At 71.6% G+C, this 14,837-nt stretch carries 12 protein-coding genes; 5 read left to right on the top strand and 7 right to left on the bottom strand.

What is annotated here, in order from left to right; translation table 11 throughout:
• Positions 1 to 46: 46 nt before the first annotated feature.
• Complete coding sequence (locus ABZ848_RS02100) at positions 47 to 1,057, bottom strand: NADP-dependent oxidoreductase (RefSeq protein WP_360823746.1); 1,011 nt, start codon at positions 1,055 to 1,057, stop codon at positions 47 to 49.
• A gap of 137 nt (positions 1,058 to 1,194) precedes the next feature.
• On the opposite strand from ABZ848_RS02100, the gene ABZ848_RS02095 reads away from it, so the two are divergent.
• The gene (locus tag ABZ848_RS02095) at positions 1,195 to 1,764 is read left to right on the top strand and encodes a helix-turn-helix domain-containing protein (RefSeq protein WP_360823743.1); all 570 of its coding nucleotides are present in this window, start codon (positions 1,195 to 1,197) and stop codon (positions 1,762 to 1,764) included.
• Positions 1,765 to 1,862: 98 nt separating this feature from the next.
• Here ABZ848_RS02095 and ABZ848_RS02090 read toward each other — a convergent pair whose 3' ends face one another.
• The 4 genes from ABZ848_RS02090 to ABZ848_RS02075 form a co-directional block, all read right to left on the bottom strand.
• Complete coding sequence (locus ABZ848_RS02090) at positions 1,863 to 3,086, bottom strand: MFS transporter (protein ID WP_360823740.1); 1,224 nt, start codon at positions 3,084 to 3,086, stop codon at positions 1,863 to 1,865.
• A 104-nt stretch (positions 3,087 to 3,190) separates the two neighbouring features.
• On the bottom strand, positions 3,191 to 4,240 hold the full coding sequence (locus ABZ848_RS02085) for an endonuclease/exonuclease/phosphatase family protein (protein WP_360823737.1): 1,050 nt from the start codon (positions 4,238 to 4,240) through the stop codon (positions 3,191 to 3,193).
• Positions 4,241 to 4,413: 173 nt separating this feature from the next.
• Complete coding sequence (locus ABZ848_RS02080) at positions 4,414 to 5,055, bottom strand: TetR/AcrR family transcriptional regulator (RefSeq protein WP_360823733.1); 642 nt, start codon at positions 5,053 to 5,055, stop codon at positions 4,414 to 4,416.
• 63 nt (positions 5,056 to 5,118) lie between these two features.
• Positions 5,119 to 6,708, bottom strand: a complete 1,590-nt coding sequence (locus ABZ848_RS02075; RefSeq protein WP_360823730.1) for an MFS transporter — start codon at positions 6,706 to 6,708, stop codon at positions 5,119 to 5,121.
• 194 nt (positions 6,709 to 6,902) lie between these two features.
• On the opposite strand from ABZ848_RS02075, the gene panB reads away from it, so the two are divergent.
• The 3 genes from panB (at position 6,903) to ABZ848_RS02060 (ending at position 9,750) form a co-directional block, all read left to right on the top strand.
• Positions 6,903 to 7,778, top strand: a complete 876-nt coding sequence (panB, locus tag ABZ848_RS02070; RefSeq protein ID WP_360823727.1) for a 3-methyl-2-oxobutanoate hydroxymethyltransferase — start codon at positions 6,903 to 6,905, stop codon at positions 7,776 to 7,778.
• Between the two features lie 140 nt (positions 7,779 to 7,918).
• Positions 7,919 to 8,944, top strand: coding sequence for an ATP-binding cassette domain-containing protein (locus ABZ848_RS02065; RefSeq protein WP_360823724.1), 1,026 nt, complete (start codon positions 7,919 to 7,921; stop codon positions 8,942 to 8,944).
• Entirely contained in the window at positions 8,941 to 9,750 is an 810-nt protein-coding gene (locus ABZ848_RS02060) for an ABC transporter permease (protein ID WP_360823721.1), read from the top strand. The genes ABZ848_RS02065 and ABZ848_RS02060 overlap by 4 nt, the downstream gene beginning before the upstream one ends.
• Before the next feature lie 21 nt (positions 9,751 to 9,771).
• On the opposite strand, the gene ABZ848_RS02055 is transcribed toward ABZ848_RS02060, so the two are convergent.
• Positions 9,772 to 13,671, bottom strand: a complete 3,900-nt coding sequence (locus ABZ848_RS02055) for a BTAD domain-containing putative transcriptional regulator (protein ID WP_360823719.1) — start codon at positions 13,669 to 13,671, stop codon at positions 9,772 to 9,774.
• Between the two features lie 200 nt (positions 13,672 to 13,871).
• Between ABZ848_RS02055 and ABZ848_RS02050 the strand changes: the two genes are divergently transcribed.
• On the top strand, positions 13,872 to 14,642 hold the full coding sequence (locus tag ABZ848_RS02050) for a site-2 protease family protein (RefSeq protein WP_360823716.1): 771 nt from the start codon (positions 13,872 to 13,874) through the stop codon (positions 14,640 to 14,642).
• Here ABZ848_RS02050 and ABZ848_RS02045 read toward each other — a convergent pair.
• The gene (locus ABZ848_RS02045) at positions 14,624 to 14,803 is read right to left on the bottom strand and encodes a hypothetical protein (RefSeq protein ID WP_360823713.1); all 180 of its coding nucleotides are present in this window, start codon (positions 14,801 to 14,803) and stop codon (positions 14,624 to 14,626) included. The two genes, ABZ848_RS02050 and ABZ848_RS02045, sit on opposite strands and share 19 nt — an antisense overlap.
• Positions 14,804 to 14,837: the final 34 nt, after the last annotated feature.

The following is a 14,837-nucleotide window of genomic DNA, read 5'->3' as shown; positions in this document are numbered from 1 at the left end:
GCTCGACCGGTATTGCGCGGACGCCCGTCCGTGAACCGGCTCGCTCCTACGCGACCGTGAGCACGATCTTGCCCTGGATGTGGCCTCGGGCGGCGCGTTCGTGCGCCGCGCGGGCATCTTCCAGCGGGAACGTGCTGTCGATCGCGACGCGGACCGTGCCCGCGTCCAGCAGGCGGCCGAGTTCGGCGAGTTGGGTGCCGTTCGAGCGGACCTGGGTGCCCGAGACGGTGACGCCGAGCTTGGCGGTCTCCTCGTCGTCGTACTCGCCGAAGAACACCGGGTACAGGGCGCCGCCCCGCTTGAGCGTGCTCAGGAAGCGGCTGCTGTCGCGGCCGCCGACGGTGTCGAGGACGAGGTCGAGGTCGTGCAGGAGTTCCTCGGGGCGGCTCTTCGTGTAGTCGATGAACCGGTCGGCGCCGAGCTCGCGCAGGAACGACTCGTGCGCGCCCGAGGCCACCGCGACGACCTGTGCGCCCTTCCACTTGGCCAGTTGCAGCGCGAAGTGCCCCACACCACCGGCGGCGCCGTTGACGAGCAGTGTCGTGGAGGCGTCGAGGGCTGCCGGGCGGTGCCGCGCCGACTGGAAGGGCGACGGGTGGTCGTGTCCGAGCTCGATCAGGTACTGCCACGCGGTCAGCCCCGCCATGGGCGCCCCGGCGGCGTGCACGTGGTCGATGCCGGCCGGCTTGCGGGCGAGGTCCGAGGCGGGCGCGGCCACGTACTCGGCATACCCGGCGGCGTCGAAGCTGGGGAAGCGCAGGAGTCCGAAGACCTCGTCGCCGACGGACAGGTCGTCCACGTCCGGGCCGACGGCCTCGACGACGCCCGACACATCGGTCCCCGGGATCACCGGCAGGCTGAACTTCGGCCGCGTCTCCGGGGGCAGGTTGGTCATCCCGTCGCGCAGGTACCAGTCGGGGGGATTGACGCCCGCCGCGTGGACCCGGACGAGCACCTCGCCCGGCTTCGGCTCGGGCACCGGCACATCCTCGTAACGCAGCACCTCGGGGCCGCCGTGCTCGTGCAGCCTGATCGCCCTCATCGTGCGGTTCGGCATCGTTTTCTCCTGTCGCCACGGGCGGATACGCTGAACGGATCAGCGATCCACATTATCCGGATCACTGATCCGAATATATGGATCAGTGATCCGGATGGTCAAGCGAGACCGGCACGAGAGACGAGCAAGAGGGACGGATGCGGGCCGACGCCAGGAAGAACCACGACCATCTGCTCGCGATCGCGGGCGACGTCATCACCGAGCAGGGCGTCGACGCGTCGATGCGCGACATCGCACGCCGGGCCGGTGTGGGGCTGGCGACACTGCTGCGCCACTTCCCGACGCGCGAGGCGCTGTTCGAGGCCCTGCTGCGGACGAACTTCGACGAGCTGGCGACCAGGGCGGGCGAGCTCGAAGCGGCGGACTCCCCCGCCGACGCGCTGGTGTCATGGCTGCGCGACTTCGTCGCCTGCGCGCACAACTACCGCGGCGTGACGGAGCTGATGGTGACCGCCATCGCGGAGCCGCAGTCGGCCCTGCACCACTCCTGCGTCACGATGCGCGCGGCCGGCAGGGAACTCCTCACCCGCGCCCAGGCGGCGGGCGCGGCACGGAAGGACATCGACGGCACCGACTTGTTCGCGCTGGCGGGATCGCTCGCCTGGATCGGCGACCAGCCCGCGTTCGCACCACGAGCGGACCACCTGTTCGAGATCATCGCGAGCGCGATTCTGACGGGCAGCGCCACCAGCCCGTCCGGCGTTTGAGGACGAGGCCGTTCAGGCCGATGGGGGGTCTGGGGGCACAGCCCCCAGGTCGCGCACCCCCACCCAGCCAAGCTGTCCGGTCGGCCCCAACGTCGACGTCAGCGCCGTACCGTCGCCGCGCGCCGCGGCATGTGCGCCGCGACCACGCGTTCGCGCCCGCCCCCGACAAGCCCGCGCCGCCGGTCCACCGCCCAGGCCACCGCGGCGACTCCCAGCCCCAGTACGGCCAGCAGCGCCCCCGCCACCGCCGGAGACGTCGTACCGAAGCCCGCCGCCAGTGCCAGGCCGCCGATCCACGCGCCGCCCGCGTTCGCGAGGTTGAACGCGGCCTGGTTGGCGGAGGAGGCCAGGGACGGGGCCGAGGACGCCTTCTCCATCACCATCATCAGGAGCGGGGAGCTGGTCACGAAGGCCGCCGTGCCGAGCAGGACCACCGCGAGCGCGCCGCTCCACTCCGTCCCCATCAGGACCGGGAACAGGGCCAGGACCACGGCGAGCGAGAGCAGGCCGCCGAACAGCGTGCCCCGCATCGAGCGGTCCGCCAGGCGCCCGCCCACCAGGTTGCCTATCGTCGCGCCGACGCCGAACAGGGCGAGCAGCAGGGTGACGCTGCCCTCGGCGAACCCGGCCGCGTCCGTCAGCATCGGCGTGATGTAGCTGTACGCGGCGAACAGCGCGCCGAAGCCCGCGACCGTCGTGCCGAGGGCCAGCCAGACCGGCACCGACCGCAGCGCCGCGAGTTCTCCACGCAGGCCCGCTGCGGGTGCCGCGTGCGTGTGGTCGCGCGGGATCAGCAGCGCCAGCGAGGCGATCGCGGCGAGCCCGATCACGCTGACGCCCAGGAAGGTCGCCCGCCAGCCCAGATGCTGCCCCGTGAGGGTGGCCACCGGTACGCCCGCGATGTTGGCGACCGTCAGGCCCATGAACATCAGCGAGACCGAACGGGCCCTGCGCTCCGGTCCGACCATGGTGGTGGCGACGACCGCGCCCACGCCGAAGAACGCCCCGTGCGGCAGGCCGCTCAGGAAGCGGGCGGCGAGCAGGGAGTCGTAACCCGGGGCGAACGCGGAGAGCGCGTTGCCCACGACGAACAGGGCCATCAGGCCGATCAGGACCGTGCGGCGGGACATCCGCGCGGTGAGGGCGGCGAGCAGCGGGGCGCCGATGACGACGCCGAGCGCGTACGCCGAGACCAGGTGGCCCGCGGTGGGGATGGAGATGTGCAGGTCGGTCGCGACGTCGGGCAGCAGGCCCATCATCACGAATTCGGTGGTGCCGATACCAAAAGCGCCGACGGCCAGAGCGAGCAGGGCCAGGGGCATGAAGGGGCCTGTTCCTTTCGGAGCGCAGAGTGCGGAGGTGCCTGTGTTACGCAGTTTAAGTTCAGCTACGGAACAAAGCCTCTCAGGCCCAGTATTCCGGGAGGTTAAGACGTGGTGTCGAGGTTCACACGGGCCGCCACCGGGAGGTGGTCGCTGCCGGTCGCGGGCAGCGTCCAGGAGCTCACCGGCTCGACGCCCTGGACCATGATCTGGTCGATGCGGGCCATCGGGAACGAGGCCGGCCAGCTGAACCCGAAGCCACTGCCCGCCGCGCCCTGGGTGGAGCGCATCTGGGAGGTGACGCCGTTCAGGGAGCGGTCGTTCATCGTGCCGTTCAGGTCGCCGAGCAGCACCTTCCGCTTCAGCGGCTCGTCGGCGATGGCCTCGCCCAGCGCGTCGGCGCTCTTGTCGCGCTGGCGGGCGGTGAAGCCGGCCTCCAGCTTGACGCGGACCGACGGGAGGTGGGCGACGTAGAAGGCGACCGGGCCCTCCGGCGTGGTCACCGTGGCGCGCATGGCGCGGGTCCAGCCGAGCTTGATGTCGACGGCCCTGACGTCGCTCATCTTGTACTTGCTCCACAGGCCGACCGTGCCCTGCACCGAGTGGTACTTGTACGTCGACGCCAGCGCCTTCTCGTACACCGGCACCGCCGTCGCGGTCAGTTCCTCCAGGGCCACAACGTCGGCGCCGGAGGCCGCCACGTCGCGGGCGGTGCCGGACGGGTCGGTGTTGTCGGCGTTGACGTTGTGGGTGGCGACGGTGAGGTCGCCGCCGGTGCCGGTCTTGTCGGTGAGCAGCCCGCCGAAGAGGTTCAGCCACACGAACGACGGGATCAGTACGGCGATCAGCGCGGTGGCCGACCTGCGCACGAGCGCCAGCACGAGCAGCAGCGGGATCAGCAGGCCCAGCCAGGGCAGGAAGGTCTCGGTGAGACTGCCCAGGTTGCCGACCCGGTTCGGGATCCGTGCGTGCAGCACCATCACCAGGGCCAGCAGCACGGCGACGGCGGCTACGACGATGCCGCGCCGCCAGATTCTCCGGTCACCGCGCCAGCCGGACAGAAAGCGGTTGAGCAGGCTCCGGAACCGGTCTCCCCGACGCTCGGGACCCGAGCCTCCGTTGTCCGTCTCCGTCACATACGCCTGCTGCGCCATACCGCGTCGCCTCACTGCCTGCCATGCATACCGTCCGTCCCCCGACACAAGACCCTAGGGGATGATCGGCTTGGTTCCTGCCGTCCCACGACGGCCGTACTGGCAGTGGGACGTGGGAGGCGGGGTGGGGAGTTCCGGATGGCGGGGTCTGTGACGAAACGCGCACATGGGTGCTACGCGGACGGCGAACTGACGGGCCGTAGTCCTTCGAGGAGCGTGTCGACGATCCGTTCCGAGAGGCCCTCGGAGAGGTCGGACTCGATGTCCGGGTGGGGGCGCATGACGCTGCGCACCAGCATCGGGCCCACGATCAGGTCGTTCATCAGCTCCACGTCGACGTCCTCGCGCAGTTCTCCGTTCTGCTGGCCGCGGCGCAGGATCTCGATCTGGAGTCTGCGCCGCGGCCCGACGACGGAGGCGTGGTAGGCGGCCCAGACCTTCGGGCTGCTCTTCATCTGGGCGAACACGTTGTGCAGCAGCACGGAGGTACGGGTCATGACGCCGCGTTGACGCAGCTGCTCCAGCATGGCCACGAGGTCGTCGCGCATCGACGTACCCGGCAGTACGGGGTCCGGGGGCTCGGCGGCGCGGACGACGTCGACGAAGAGCTCCTCCTTGCCGCTCCAGCGGCGGTAGATGGTGGCCTTGCCGACGCCGGCCGTGCGGGCGATGCGCTCGATGGAGAGCTCGGCGAGCGGCACGCCGTCCTCCAGGAGCTTCATCACGCCCTCTATGACGGCGCGTTCGACCGCCTCACTGCGCGGGCGGCCCCTGGCGGGGACCCCGGCGGCGGCTGGACTGTCGGCGAGGCTCACTCTTGCGTCCCTTCGTAGTGCTGGAGCGATTCTCCCTGGCACCTCCCGGTGCGGCGGAAGACGCTATTCCGCCGCGGCCACCAACTCCTGCTTCTCCTCGCCCTGCTGACTGACCGGCGGCTTCCCCGGCAGGAACAGGAAGGCCACGACCGCGCCGACCACCGCGACGCCCGCCCCGCACAGGGCGGTGACGTGCATCGCGTGCAGGAAGGCGTCGTTGGCCGGGGTGACCAGCGCCCTGCCCTGCGGCCCGAGCTTGGCGGCGACGCCGAGCGTGGCCTCGATGGACTCGCCGGCCGTCTCCCTCAGCCCCTTGGGTACGAGGCCGAGCTTGCCGTCGATGCCGTTGCGGTAGGCCGTGGACAGGACCGAGCCGAGCACGGCGATGCCGAGCGCGCCGCCGACCTGGCGGAAGGTGTTGCTCAGCGCGGACGCGGAGCCGGCCTTCTCGCGCGGCAGGGCCTGCATGATGACCACGCTGGTCGGGGTCATGACGTGTGCCATGCCGGTGCCCATGAGGAAGAACACGACCTCCAGGACCCAGATCGGCGTGTCCGCCTCGAAGCCGGCGAACGCGGCGAGCATGCCCGCGAGCAGCACCAGGCCGACGCCGGTGGTGACCTTGTTGCCGAACCGGTCGACGAGCAGCCGGGCGCGCGGCGCGAAGATCATCTGCGCGGCGGCCAGCGGCAGCATCAGCAGACCGGACTGCAGCGGCGAGTAGCCGCGCACGCTCTGGGTGTAGAAGACGGCGAAGAAGGTGACGCCCATCAGTGCGAAGAAGACCAGTGCGATGGCGGCCATGGCGGCCGAGAACACCTTGTTCTTGAAGTAGGTGACGTCGAGCGAGGGGTGGTCGCTGCGCTTCTCGAAGACGACGAACCCCGCGAGTACGACGACTCCGGCGCCGATCGTCGACAGCACCTGGACGTCCGTGAAGTCGGCGAGCTCGCCGCCCTTGATGATGCCGTAGACCAGCAGGACCAGGCCGACGACGGACAGGACCACGCCGATCGGGTCGACGCGGCCGGGCCTCGGGTCGCGGGAGTCGGGCACCAGCCAGATCATCAGGGCGAGCGCGATCAGCACGATCGGCACGTTGATCAGGAAGACCGAGCCCCACCAGAAGTGGTCGAGGAGGACGCCGCCGGTGATCGGGCCGATGGCGATGGCGAGGCCGACGCCGCCGGCCCAGATGCCGATGGCCTTGGGCTGCTCCTCGCGCTCGAAGACGTTCATGAGGACGGCGAGGGTGGCCGGCATGACGAAGGCGGCACCGAGGGCCATCAGCGCGCGGTAGGCGATGAGCTGGCCCGGCGAGCCGGACTCGGCGGCGAGCGCGGAGCCGATGCCGAACACGACGAGACCGCCGAGCAGCACCTTCTTGCGGCCCACCCGGTCGCCGATGAGACCGGCGGTGAACAGCAGGCCGGCGAAGACGAGGGTGTAGGCGTTGATCGCCCACTCCAGCTCGCTCTGCGTGGCGCCGAGGCCGGTCGGGGCGGGGGTGGAGATCGTCTTGATGGCGACGTTCAGGATCGAGTTGTCGAGCACCACGATCAGCAGGCTCAGCATCAGCACGCCGAGGATCGCCCAGCGGCGCCGGTGCACCGCTTCCGGTATCCGGGGAGCAGAGAGGGGTGGAGTGGTCATGCGGTCCAGACTAAGCAATTCCGATACGAGACCGTCCCGTATCGTAAATGTTTTTACCCAGCCCTTACGCGAGCCCTCGCACGCGCCTTTACGTGACGGAGGTCCCCTTGGCTCCCGGTGGCACGAGGTGCCACCATGGGTGTGATCCGGGGACACCGTCAGGGTGCCTCGAGATGACTGAAGGAGCCGTTGCAATGACGCAGCTTTCGGCTGCCCAGACTGTGAACAGCAGCCCCTCCGACGGCAGCAAGGCGCTGTACGGGGGCAAGGGCACACGCCGTATCACCGTTCGCGACATCGCCCTCGCCAAGGAACGCGGCGAGAAGTGGCCCATGCTCACCGCCTACGACGCGATGACCGCGTCCGTCTTCGACGAGGCCGGCATCCCGGTGATCCTCGTCGGCGACTCGGCGGGCAACTGCCACCTCGGGTACGAGACGACCGTGCCCGTCACCATGGACGAGATGACGATGCTGTCGGCGGCCGTGGTGCGCGGCACGCAGCGCGCCCTGATCGTCGGCGACCTCCCCTTCGGCTCCTACCAGGAGGGCCCGGTGCAGGCGCTGCGCTCGGCGACCCGGCTGGTGAAGGACGCCGGGGTCGGTGCCGTGAAGCTGGAGGGCGGTGAGCGCTCGCACGAGCAGATCCGCCTGCTGGTGGAGTCCGGCATCCCGGTCATGGCCCACATCGGCCTGACCCCGCAGTCCGTGAACGCCATGGGCTACCGGGTGCAGGGGCGCGGCGAGGAGGCGGCGCAGCAGCTGCTGCGGGACGCGAAGGCCGTGCAGGACGCGGGCGCGTTCGCGGTGGTCCTGGAGCTGGTGCCGGCGGAGCTGGCGGCCGAGGTGACGCGGGTGCTGCACATCCCGACGGTCGGGATCGGCGCGGGTCCGGAGACGGACGCGCAGGTGCTGGTGTGGACCGACATGCTCGGGCTGACCTCGGGCCGGGTGCCGAAGTTCGTCAAGAAGTACGCGAATCTCCGTGAGGTCATGGGGAACGCGGTGAAGGAGTTCGCCGAGGACGTCGTCGGCGGCAACTTCCCGCTGGACGAGCACTCCGTCCACTAGAGCCACAGCGGCACAGAGGCAGCCCGCCGATCTTCCCCCGTCGGCGGGCTGCCGTTTTTGTAGGTGTGCTGTAGGCGCCGACATCTGCCTGTCGGCCATCTGTCGGTGGTTTGTCGGTGGCGGCTGGCACCGTCCTTGGCATGACGCGAATCGACAAGAACTCCAGCGGCGGCGGGAACGCCGTCACCGTACGGGGGATGGTCAAGCACTACGGCGAGACCAAGGCGCTGGACGGCGTCGACCTGGACGTGCGCGAGGGCACCGTGATGGGCGTGCTCGGGCCGAACGGGGCCGGCAAGACCACCCTCGTACGGATCCTGTCCACTCTGCTGAAGCCGGACTCGGGCGAGGCGACGGTCGCCGGTTACGACGTCCTGCACCAGCCCCGGCAGCTGCGCAAGGTCATCGGCCTGACCGGGCAGTACGCCTCGGTCGACGAGAAGCTGCCCGGCTGGGAGAACCTGTACATGATCGGGCGGCTGCTCGACCTGCCGCGCAAGGAGGCGCGGACCCGGGCCGACGAGCTGCTCGAGCGGTTCTCGCTGACGGACGCGGCCAAGCGGCCCGCGAGCACATACTCCGGCGGTATGCGGCGCCGGCTGGACCTCGCCGCCTCGATGATCGGCCGCCCCGAGGTGCTCTTCCTCGACGAGCCCACCACCGGTCTCGACCCGCGCACCCGCAACGAGGTGTGGGACGAGGTCAAGGCCATGGTCGGCGACGGCGTGACCGTGCTGCTGACCACGCAGTACATGGAGGAGGCCGAGCAGCTCGCCTCCGAACTGACCGTCGTGGACCACGGCAAGGTCATCGCCCGGGGCGCCATCGACGAGCTGAAGGCCAAGGTCGGCGGACGCACCCTGCGCGTACGGCCCGCCGATCCGCTGCAGTTGCGACCGCTCGCCACCGCCCTCGACGAGCTCGGCATCACCGGGCTCGCCACGACGACCGTCGACACCGAACGCGGTGCCGTGCTCGTCCCGATCCTCAGCGACGAGCAGCTGACCGCCGTGGTCGGCGCCGTCACCGCGCGCGGGATCACCATCAGCTCCATCACCACCGAACTGCCCAGCCTGGACGAGGTGTTCCTGTCCCTCACCGGCCACCGCGCCAGTGCCCCGCAGGACACCGTGCCCGCCGACACCCGCGAGGAGGTCGCCGTATGAGCGCCGCCACCCTCACCACCGCCGACGCCCATATCCCGCTGCGCGGTCACCTGCGCCACACGGGCGCGCTCATCCGCCGCAACCTGCTGTGGATCCGCCAGGACCCGGAGTCGATGTTCGACGCCATCCTGTTCCCGGTGATCTTCACCCTGCTGTTCGTGTACGTCTTCGGCGGCTCCATCGGCCAGTCGCTGGGCGGCGGGCAGGAAGCGTACGTCCAGTACGTCGTGCCCGGTCTGCTGGCCATGATGGGAATGAACATGGCCCAGGGCGTGGGCACCGGGTTCAACACCGACTTCAACTCCGGGGTCATGGACCGCTTCCGGTCCCTGCCGATCGGGCGCGGCTCGGTACTGTTCGCCAAGATCGTGGTGGAGCTGATGCGCATGCTCGTCGCGTGCGTCGTCCTCATGGTGGTGGCGGTGCTGGTGGGCTTCGACATCACGCACTGGCCGGGGCTGTTCGCCGCAGTGGGCCTGGCCACCGTTTTCGGCTCCGCCCTGATGTGGGTGTTCCTCACCCTCGGCGTGACGATGAAGAGCGCCCAGTCCGTGCAGGCCATGGGCTTCCTGGTGCTGATGCCGCTGCAGTTCGGCTCGTCGATCTTCGCGCCGACCGCCTCGATGCCGGGCTGGCTGCAGAACTTCACCGACTACAACCCGCTGTCCTCGCTCGCGGACGCCGCGCGCGGACTGATGGTGGGCGGTCCGGTCGCGCACGGACTGTGGGTGACGCTGGCCTGGTCGGTGGCGCTCACCGCGGTGATGGCTCCGGTCGCGATCCACAAGTTCCGTACGAAGACCTGAGATCCGACCGGTACTCGCGCCTCAGACCAGGGCGGCGGCCTCCACGAGGGAGAGGCTGCCGCCCTCCGCGTGTGCGGCCTCGTAGGCCTCGTCGCCGAGTGCGGTGCGGGTGTGGTGTTCGGCCCGGCGGTAGACCTCGTTCTCCATGGACGTGGCGACATGGCCCGGCGGCAGCTTCGCCCGGGCGGCGCCCAGGCAGCGGGCGCCGTCGCGGGCCCGGGCGGCGCCGTCGGTCTCGGCGAGGCCGATCGCGGCCATGGCGAGGTACAGGGGCCGCATGTGCGGGGCCATGGTCTCCGACAGCGGATCGGCGGCCCGCTCCAGCGCCTGCCGGGTCAGGTCCAGGCCGAGCTCGTACTTGCCGTCGACCAGCTCCAGCCAGGCCTCCGAGCCGAGGATGAACGCGTCGAAGATGACGAAGTGCGCGATCTCGAACTGCTCGCGCAGCAGCCGCAGTTGCTCGCGCGCCTCCGGGATCCGGTCGGTCATGGCGAGCCGGGCCGCGAGGAACATCCGGGCGGCGGGCAGGGCCTCGGTGCCCGAGACGTCGCGGCTCTCCAGCACGTCGCGCAGCACCTGCTCGCCCCGCTCGGTCTCGCCCGCCTCCATCAGCGCCGCGCCCAGCCGGGCACTCAGCACGGCCATCTGGGCGCGGGCGCCGAGCCGTTCGGCGTGTCCGATGGCCGACTCGTAGTCGGCGGCGGCGCGTTGGTAGTCGCCGACGCGTTCATTGGCCTCGCCGCGCGCGGACAGCGCCTCGGCGGTGCCCCACAGGTCGCCGATCCGCTGGTAGATCGCCAGTGACTCGGCGGCGTCGCGGGAGGCGTCGCCCGCCCAGTCGCTGCGGTTGGCGAGGAGGTTGGCGCGCATCTGGAGCACGGCGGCCAGCTCCCACTCCATGCCGGGGGTCGACCGGCAGGTGTCGACGCAGGCGTCCAGGATGCCGGGCAGCCGGTCGACCATGCCGGAGAGCATCACGGCGTAGAACCAGAGCATGCCGGGGGTACGGCAGGTCTGCGGCAGCCCGGGCTCGTAGACCTCGGTGATCAGCCGCAGCTTCTCCTTCGCCGCCGGGGACTCCCAGGCGTCCAACTCGGTGTCCATGCAGGCGAGATGGGCGAGGTGGACACCGCGCCGGGCCTCTGCGAGGAGCTCGCCGGTGAGCGGGGGCGGGACGTCGGTGCAGCGCTGCCAGACCGGGTTGGCGCGGCGGACGGGGGCGGTGAAGGGGTCGGGGCCCAGGGCCATGACCTCCACGCACCAGTTGCGGGCCTCTATCCGGGCGTCGCGCATCTGCCAGTACCAGGACAGGGAGAGGACCAGGCAGATGGCTTCCTGCTCGTCGCGTTCGGTGACCGCGTGGCGCAGGGCGGTGCGCAGGTTCTCGTACTCGCGCTCCAGCAGGGCGATCGCGTCGAGCTGTCCGGGGCCGCGCAGCAACGCGTCGGTGGTGCGGGCGAGTTCGCGGTAGTACGTCAGGTGGGCGCGCTGGGTCTCGGCACGCCGGCCGGTCTCCGCGAGCCGCTCGCCGGCGTACTCGGCGACGGTCTCCAGGAGCCGGTAGCGCATGTCGCCGTCGCCCGAAGGGGCCGCCACCACAAGGGACTTGTCGACGAGGGAGCCGATCGCGTCAAGGGCGAAGGGGCCGCAGACGGCCTCGGCGGCGGCGAGGTCGCAGCCACCCGCGAAGACCGACAGGCGGCACAGGACGTCCCGTTCCTCCGCGTCGAGCAGGTCCCAGGACCAGTCGACGACCGCGCGCAGGGTCTGCTGGCGGGGCAGGACGGTGCGGCTCCCGGAGGTGAGGAGGCGGAAGCGGTCGTCGAGCCGGTCCGCGATCTGACGCGGCGTCAACATCCTTAGCCGGGCCGCCGCGAGCTCGATGGCGAGCGGCAGGCCGTCCAGGCGGCGGCAGATCTCGGCGCACGCCTCGGGGTCGTCCTCGACGCGGAACCCGGGCCGGGCGGCGGCCCCGCGGTCGGCGAGCAGCCGCAGGGCGACGGGCTCGGGCAGCGGCTCCACGGGACGCAGCAACTCCCCCGGTACGCCCAGGGGTTCGCGGCTGGTCGCCAGCACCGTCAGCTCGGGGCAGCGCTCCAGGAGCTCCTCGACGAGCCGGGCGGCGGCGTCGACGACGTGCTCGCAGTTGTCGAGGACGATCAGCATCCGCCGCCGTCCGCAGTGCTCGGCGAGCCGGTCGACGGGGTCGTCGTGCCGCTCGGCGCCCGCGCGCATGGCCTCGGCGCCGGCGCCGTACAGCACGGTCTCGCGGGCGCCGACGGCGGTGAGCACGGCCTCCGGTACGGCGTCCGGGTCGTCGACGGGCGCGAGCTCGGCGAGCCACACCCCGTCCCGGGCGGCGTACCGCACGGTCTCGGCGGCCTCCTGCGACAACCGTGTCTTCCCGGCCCCGCCGGGCCCGAGCAGAGTCACCAGCCGGGCCGCCCCGAGGTCTCCGCGGATGGCATCGATGTCCGCTTCCCGGCCGACGAAGGAGGTGAGCCGGGCGCGGAGATTTCCGGGGGGTTGGGAGGTGGGGGCGATGGAGTCGGAGGTGGGCGGGGCAGGAGTGGCGGAATCGGAGACGGCCGGGCCGGCGGTGTCGGCCCCGGGAGCGGCCGAGGCAACGCCGGCGGTCCCGTAAGCGGCCGGGGCAGCGGTGGTGCCCCCGATGGAAGCCGGGGCGAAGGGGGCGGCTCCGGAGCTGGTGCGGGTGGGTGCGGCGGCCGCCGGGGTCCGGGCGGGCGTTCCGGGGGCCGGTGCGGCCGGAGATCCCGCGCCGGGGCCGGCTGCCCTGTCGGCGCCGCCACGAGCCCTGGATCCCACCGGCCCGTGGGCCTCGGTGTCGCCAGGACCGGGCGTCGTACCGGACGGACCCTGCTGTGCCGCGCCTCCCGGACCCGTCGGCCACCGGCCGGAGCCATGGCCGTGACCGCCCGCCGGGGTGCCGCCGCCGGCGCCGCGCGTCTCTCGATCCGCCTGGCCGCCGCGGCCCTCCCTGCTCTCGGGGGCCTCCCCACCCTCACGGTTCGGCCACCCCCCGCGGTCCTCGCCGGCCTCGCGGTTCGCCCAGCCTCCACGGCCCGGCCCGCCCCCACGGTCCTCGCCGAGCCCACGGCCCTCGCCGGCCCCGCCGCTCGCCCAGCCTCCACGGCCTGCCCCGCCCCCGTGGCCCGTCCGCCCCTCCCACTCCTCCGGCCGCAGCAACTCCCCGTGCAGGGCCCTCAGTTCAGGCCCGGGATCCACGCCCAGCCGCTCCGCCAGCAGCCGTCGTACCTCCTCGTACGCCGCCAGGGCCTCCGCCGTGCGGCCCGCGGCGCGGAGGGCGCGCAGGCGCAGGGCCTGGAGGGGCTCGTCGAGGGGGTGGGTGTCGCACAGGGCGGTGAGTTCGGGGAGGAACTGTTCGGCGTGGCCCAGGGACAGCGCGGCGGTGTGGCGGGCGCGCAGGGCGTCCAGGCGCCGGGTGTCCCAGCGGGCCGACTCGGCGGTGCGGTCGGGGAGGTCGGCGAGGGCGGGCCCGCGCCACAGGGCGAGCGCGTCGTCCAACACGACGGCCGCCTTGGCGGGGTCCCCGTCGGCCAGCGCGCGCACGCCCTCGCCGGTCAGCCGCTCGAAACGGTGCAGGTCGACGTCGTCCGGGGCGGCGGTCAGCCGGTAGCCGCCCTCCGCCGAGGCGATCGCGCCGGCGCCGAGGGCGCGCCGGAGCCGGCCCACGAGCGCCTGCAAAGCGCCGGCCGCGTCGACGGGCGGGTCACCGTCCCAGACCTCCTCGACCAGCACGCCCGCCGGCACGGTGCGGCCGGCCCGCAGGGCGAGCACGGTGAGCAGGGCACGCAGCCGCGCTCCGCCGACAGGGACGGGGGTGCCGTCAGGGCGGAGCGCCTGGGCCGATCCGAGGATGCGATAGCGCACGGGGTCCATTGTCTCCGGTCGGGTCGGGGCCGGTCACGGGATTCGGCGGGCGGGGCGGCGGCCAACGTAGAACAGATGAACGTAGAACATATGCCAACCCACTGTGGGCCACCTTCCATGGAACCCTTGCCCCACCGCGAGACGTTTTCCCCGTAGGCCCGGTACGGTCGGGCAGTCCCACCGCGTGCACGTCCAGTCCAGGGAGCCCGATGACCACCGCGACCACCCGCCGCAGCGACCGGCGGATCAGCCCCGTCTTCATCGGGATCCTGGCCGTCACCGCGGTCACGGGCTGGGCCACCTGGACCGGGTTCGCCGAGCAGCCCGACGTGGCCGTGTTCCTGTTCGTGACGGCGGCCTGGGTGGTGTCCCTGTGCCTGCACGAGTACGCGCACGCGCGCACCGCCCTGCACAGCGGCGACATCACGATCGGCAGCAAGGGTTATCTGACGCTCAACCCCCTGAAGTACACGCACGCCCTGCTGAGCATCGTGCTGCCCGTCATCTTCGTGATCATGGGCGGGATCGGTCTGCCGGGCGGCGCGGTCTTCATCGAGCGGGGCCGCATCCAGGGCCGCTGGCGGCACAGCCTGATCTCGGCGGCGGGCCCGCTGACGAACGTACTGTTCGCGGCGGTCTGCACGGCCCCGTTCTGGCTGGACGCGCTGGACGGCGTCCCGCTGGACTTCCGCTTCGCGCTCGCGTTCCTCGCGCTGCTCCAGGTCTCGGCGGCGATCCTGAACTTCCTGCCGGTCCCGGGCCTGGACGGCTGGGGCGTCATAGAACCCTGGCTGTCGGACAGGGTGAAGCGGCAGGTGGAGCCGTTCGCACCGTTCGGCCTGCTGTTCGTGTTCGCGTTGCTGTGGCAGTCGTCGATCAACCGGGAGTTCTTCGACCTGGTCGACGCGATCCTGCGAGGACTCGGTGTCAGCGAGGACTACAGCAGGTACGGCTACAGCCTCTACCGCTTCTGGACGTGAGCCGTCCGGCCCCGCTTGACGTAGTACCAGCACATGTTCGACGACAGGCTCGCCAGCAGCACCCATACAACCCCCAGCCAGCTGCCCTGCACGAAGGACACGACCGCCGCGGTCACCGAGAGGACGCAGACGGCGAGGGCGTAGAGGGCTAGGCGGGGCATGAGGGTCGTTCTCCTGTCGGGGGACACCGGCTTC

This window comes from Streptomyces sp. NPDC047081 (genome assembly GCF_040643775.1).
GTDB lineage: Bacteria > Actinomycetota > Actinomycetes > Streptomycetales > Streptomycetaceae > Streptomyces.
Note: the sequence above shows the minus strand (reverse complement) of the source record. Positions and strands in the feature narration are given on the sequence as shown.

Coding starts and splice junctions, on each gene's coding strand:
- ABZ848_RS02095 (WP_360823743.1), top strand. CDS start 1,195: ATGCGGGCCGACGCCAGGAAGAACCACGACCATCTGCTCGCGATCGCG.
- ABZ848_RS02055 (WP_360823719.1), bottom strand. CDS start 13,671: ATGGACCCCGTGCGCTATCGCATCCTCGGATCGGCCCAGGCGCTCCGC.
- ABZ848_RS02100 (WP_360823746.1), bottom strand. CDS start 1,057: ATGCCGAACCGCACGATGAGGGCGATCAGGCTGCACGAGCACGGCGGC.
- ABZ848_RS02085 (WP_360823737.1), bottom strand. CDS start 4,240: ATGGCGCAGCAGGCGTATGTGACGGAGACGGACAACGGAGGCTCGGGT.
- ABZ848_RS02060 (WP_360823721.1), top strand. CDS start 8,941: ATGAGCGCCGCCACCCTCACCACCGCCGACGCCCATATCCCGCTGCGC.
- ABZ848_RS02090 (WP_360823740.1), bottom strand. CDS start 3,086: ATGCCCCTGGCCCTGCTCGCTCTGGCCGTCGGCGCTTTTGGTATCGGC.
- ABZ848_RS02050 (WP_360823716.1), top strand. CDS start 13,872: ATGACCACCGCGACCACCCGCCGCAGCGACCGGCGGATCAGCCCCGTC.
- ABZ848_RS02065 (WP_360823724.1), top strand. CDS start 7,919: ATGACGCGAATCGACAAGAACTCCAGCGGCGGCGGGAACGCCGTCACC.
- panB (WP_360823727.1), top strand. CDS start 6,903: ATGACGCAGCTTTCGGCTGCCCAGACTGTGAACAGCAGCCCCTCCGAC.
- ABZ848_RS02045 (WP_360823713.1), bottom strand. CDS start 14,803: ATGCCCCGCCTAGCCCTCTACGCCCTCGCCGTCTGCGTCCTCTCGGTG.
- ABZ848_RS02075 (WP_360823730.1), bottom strand. CDS start 6,708: ATGACCACTCCACCCCTCTCTGCTCCCCGGATACCGGAAGCGGTGCAC.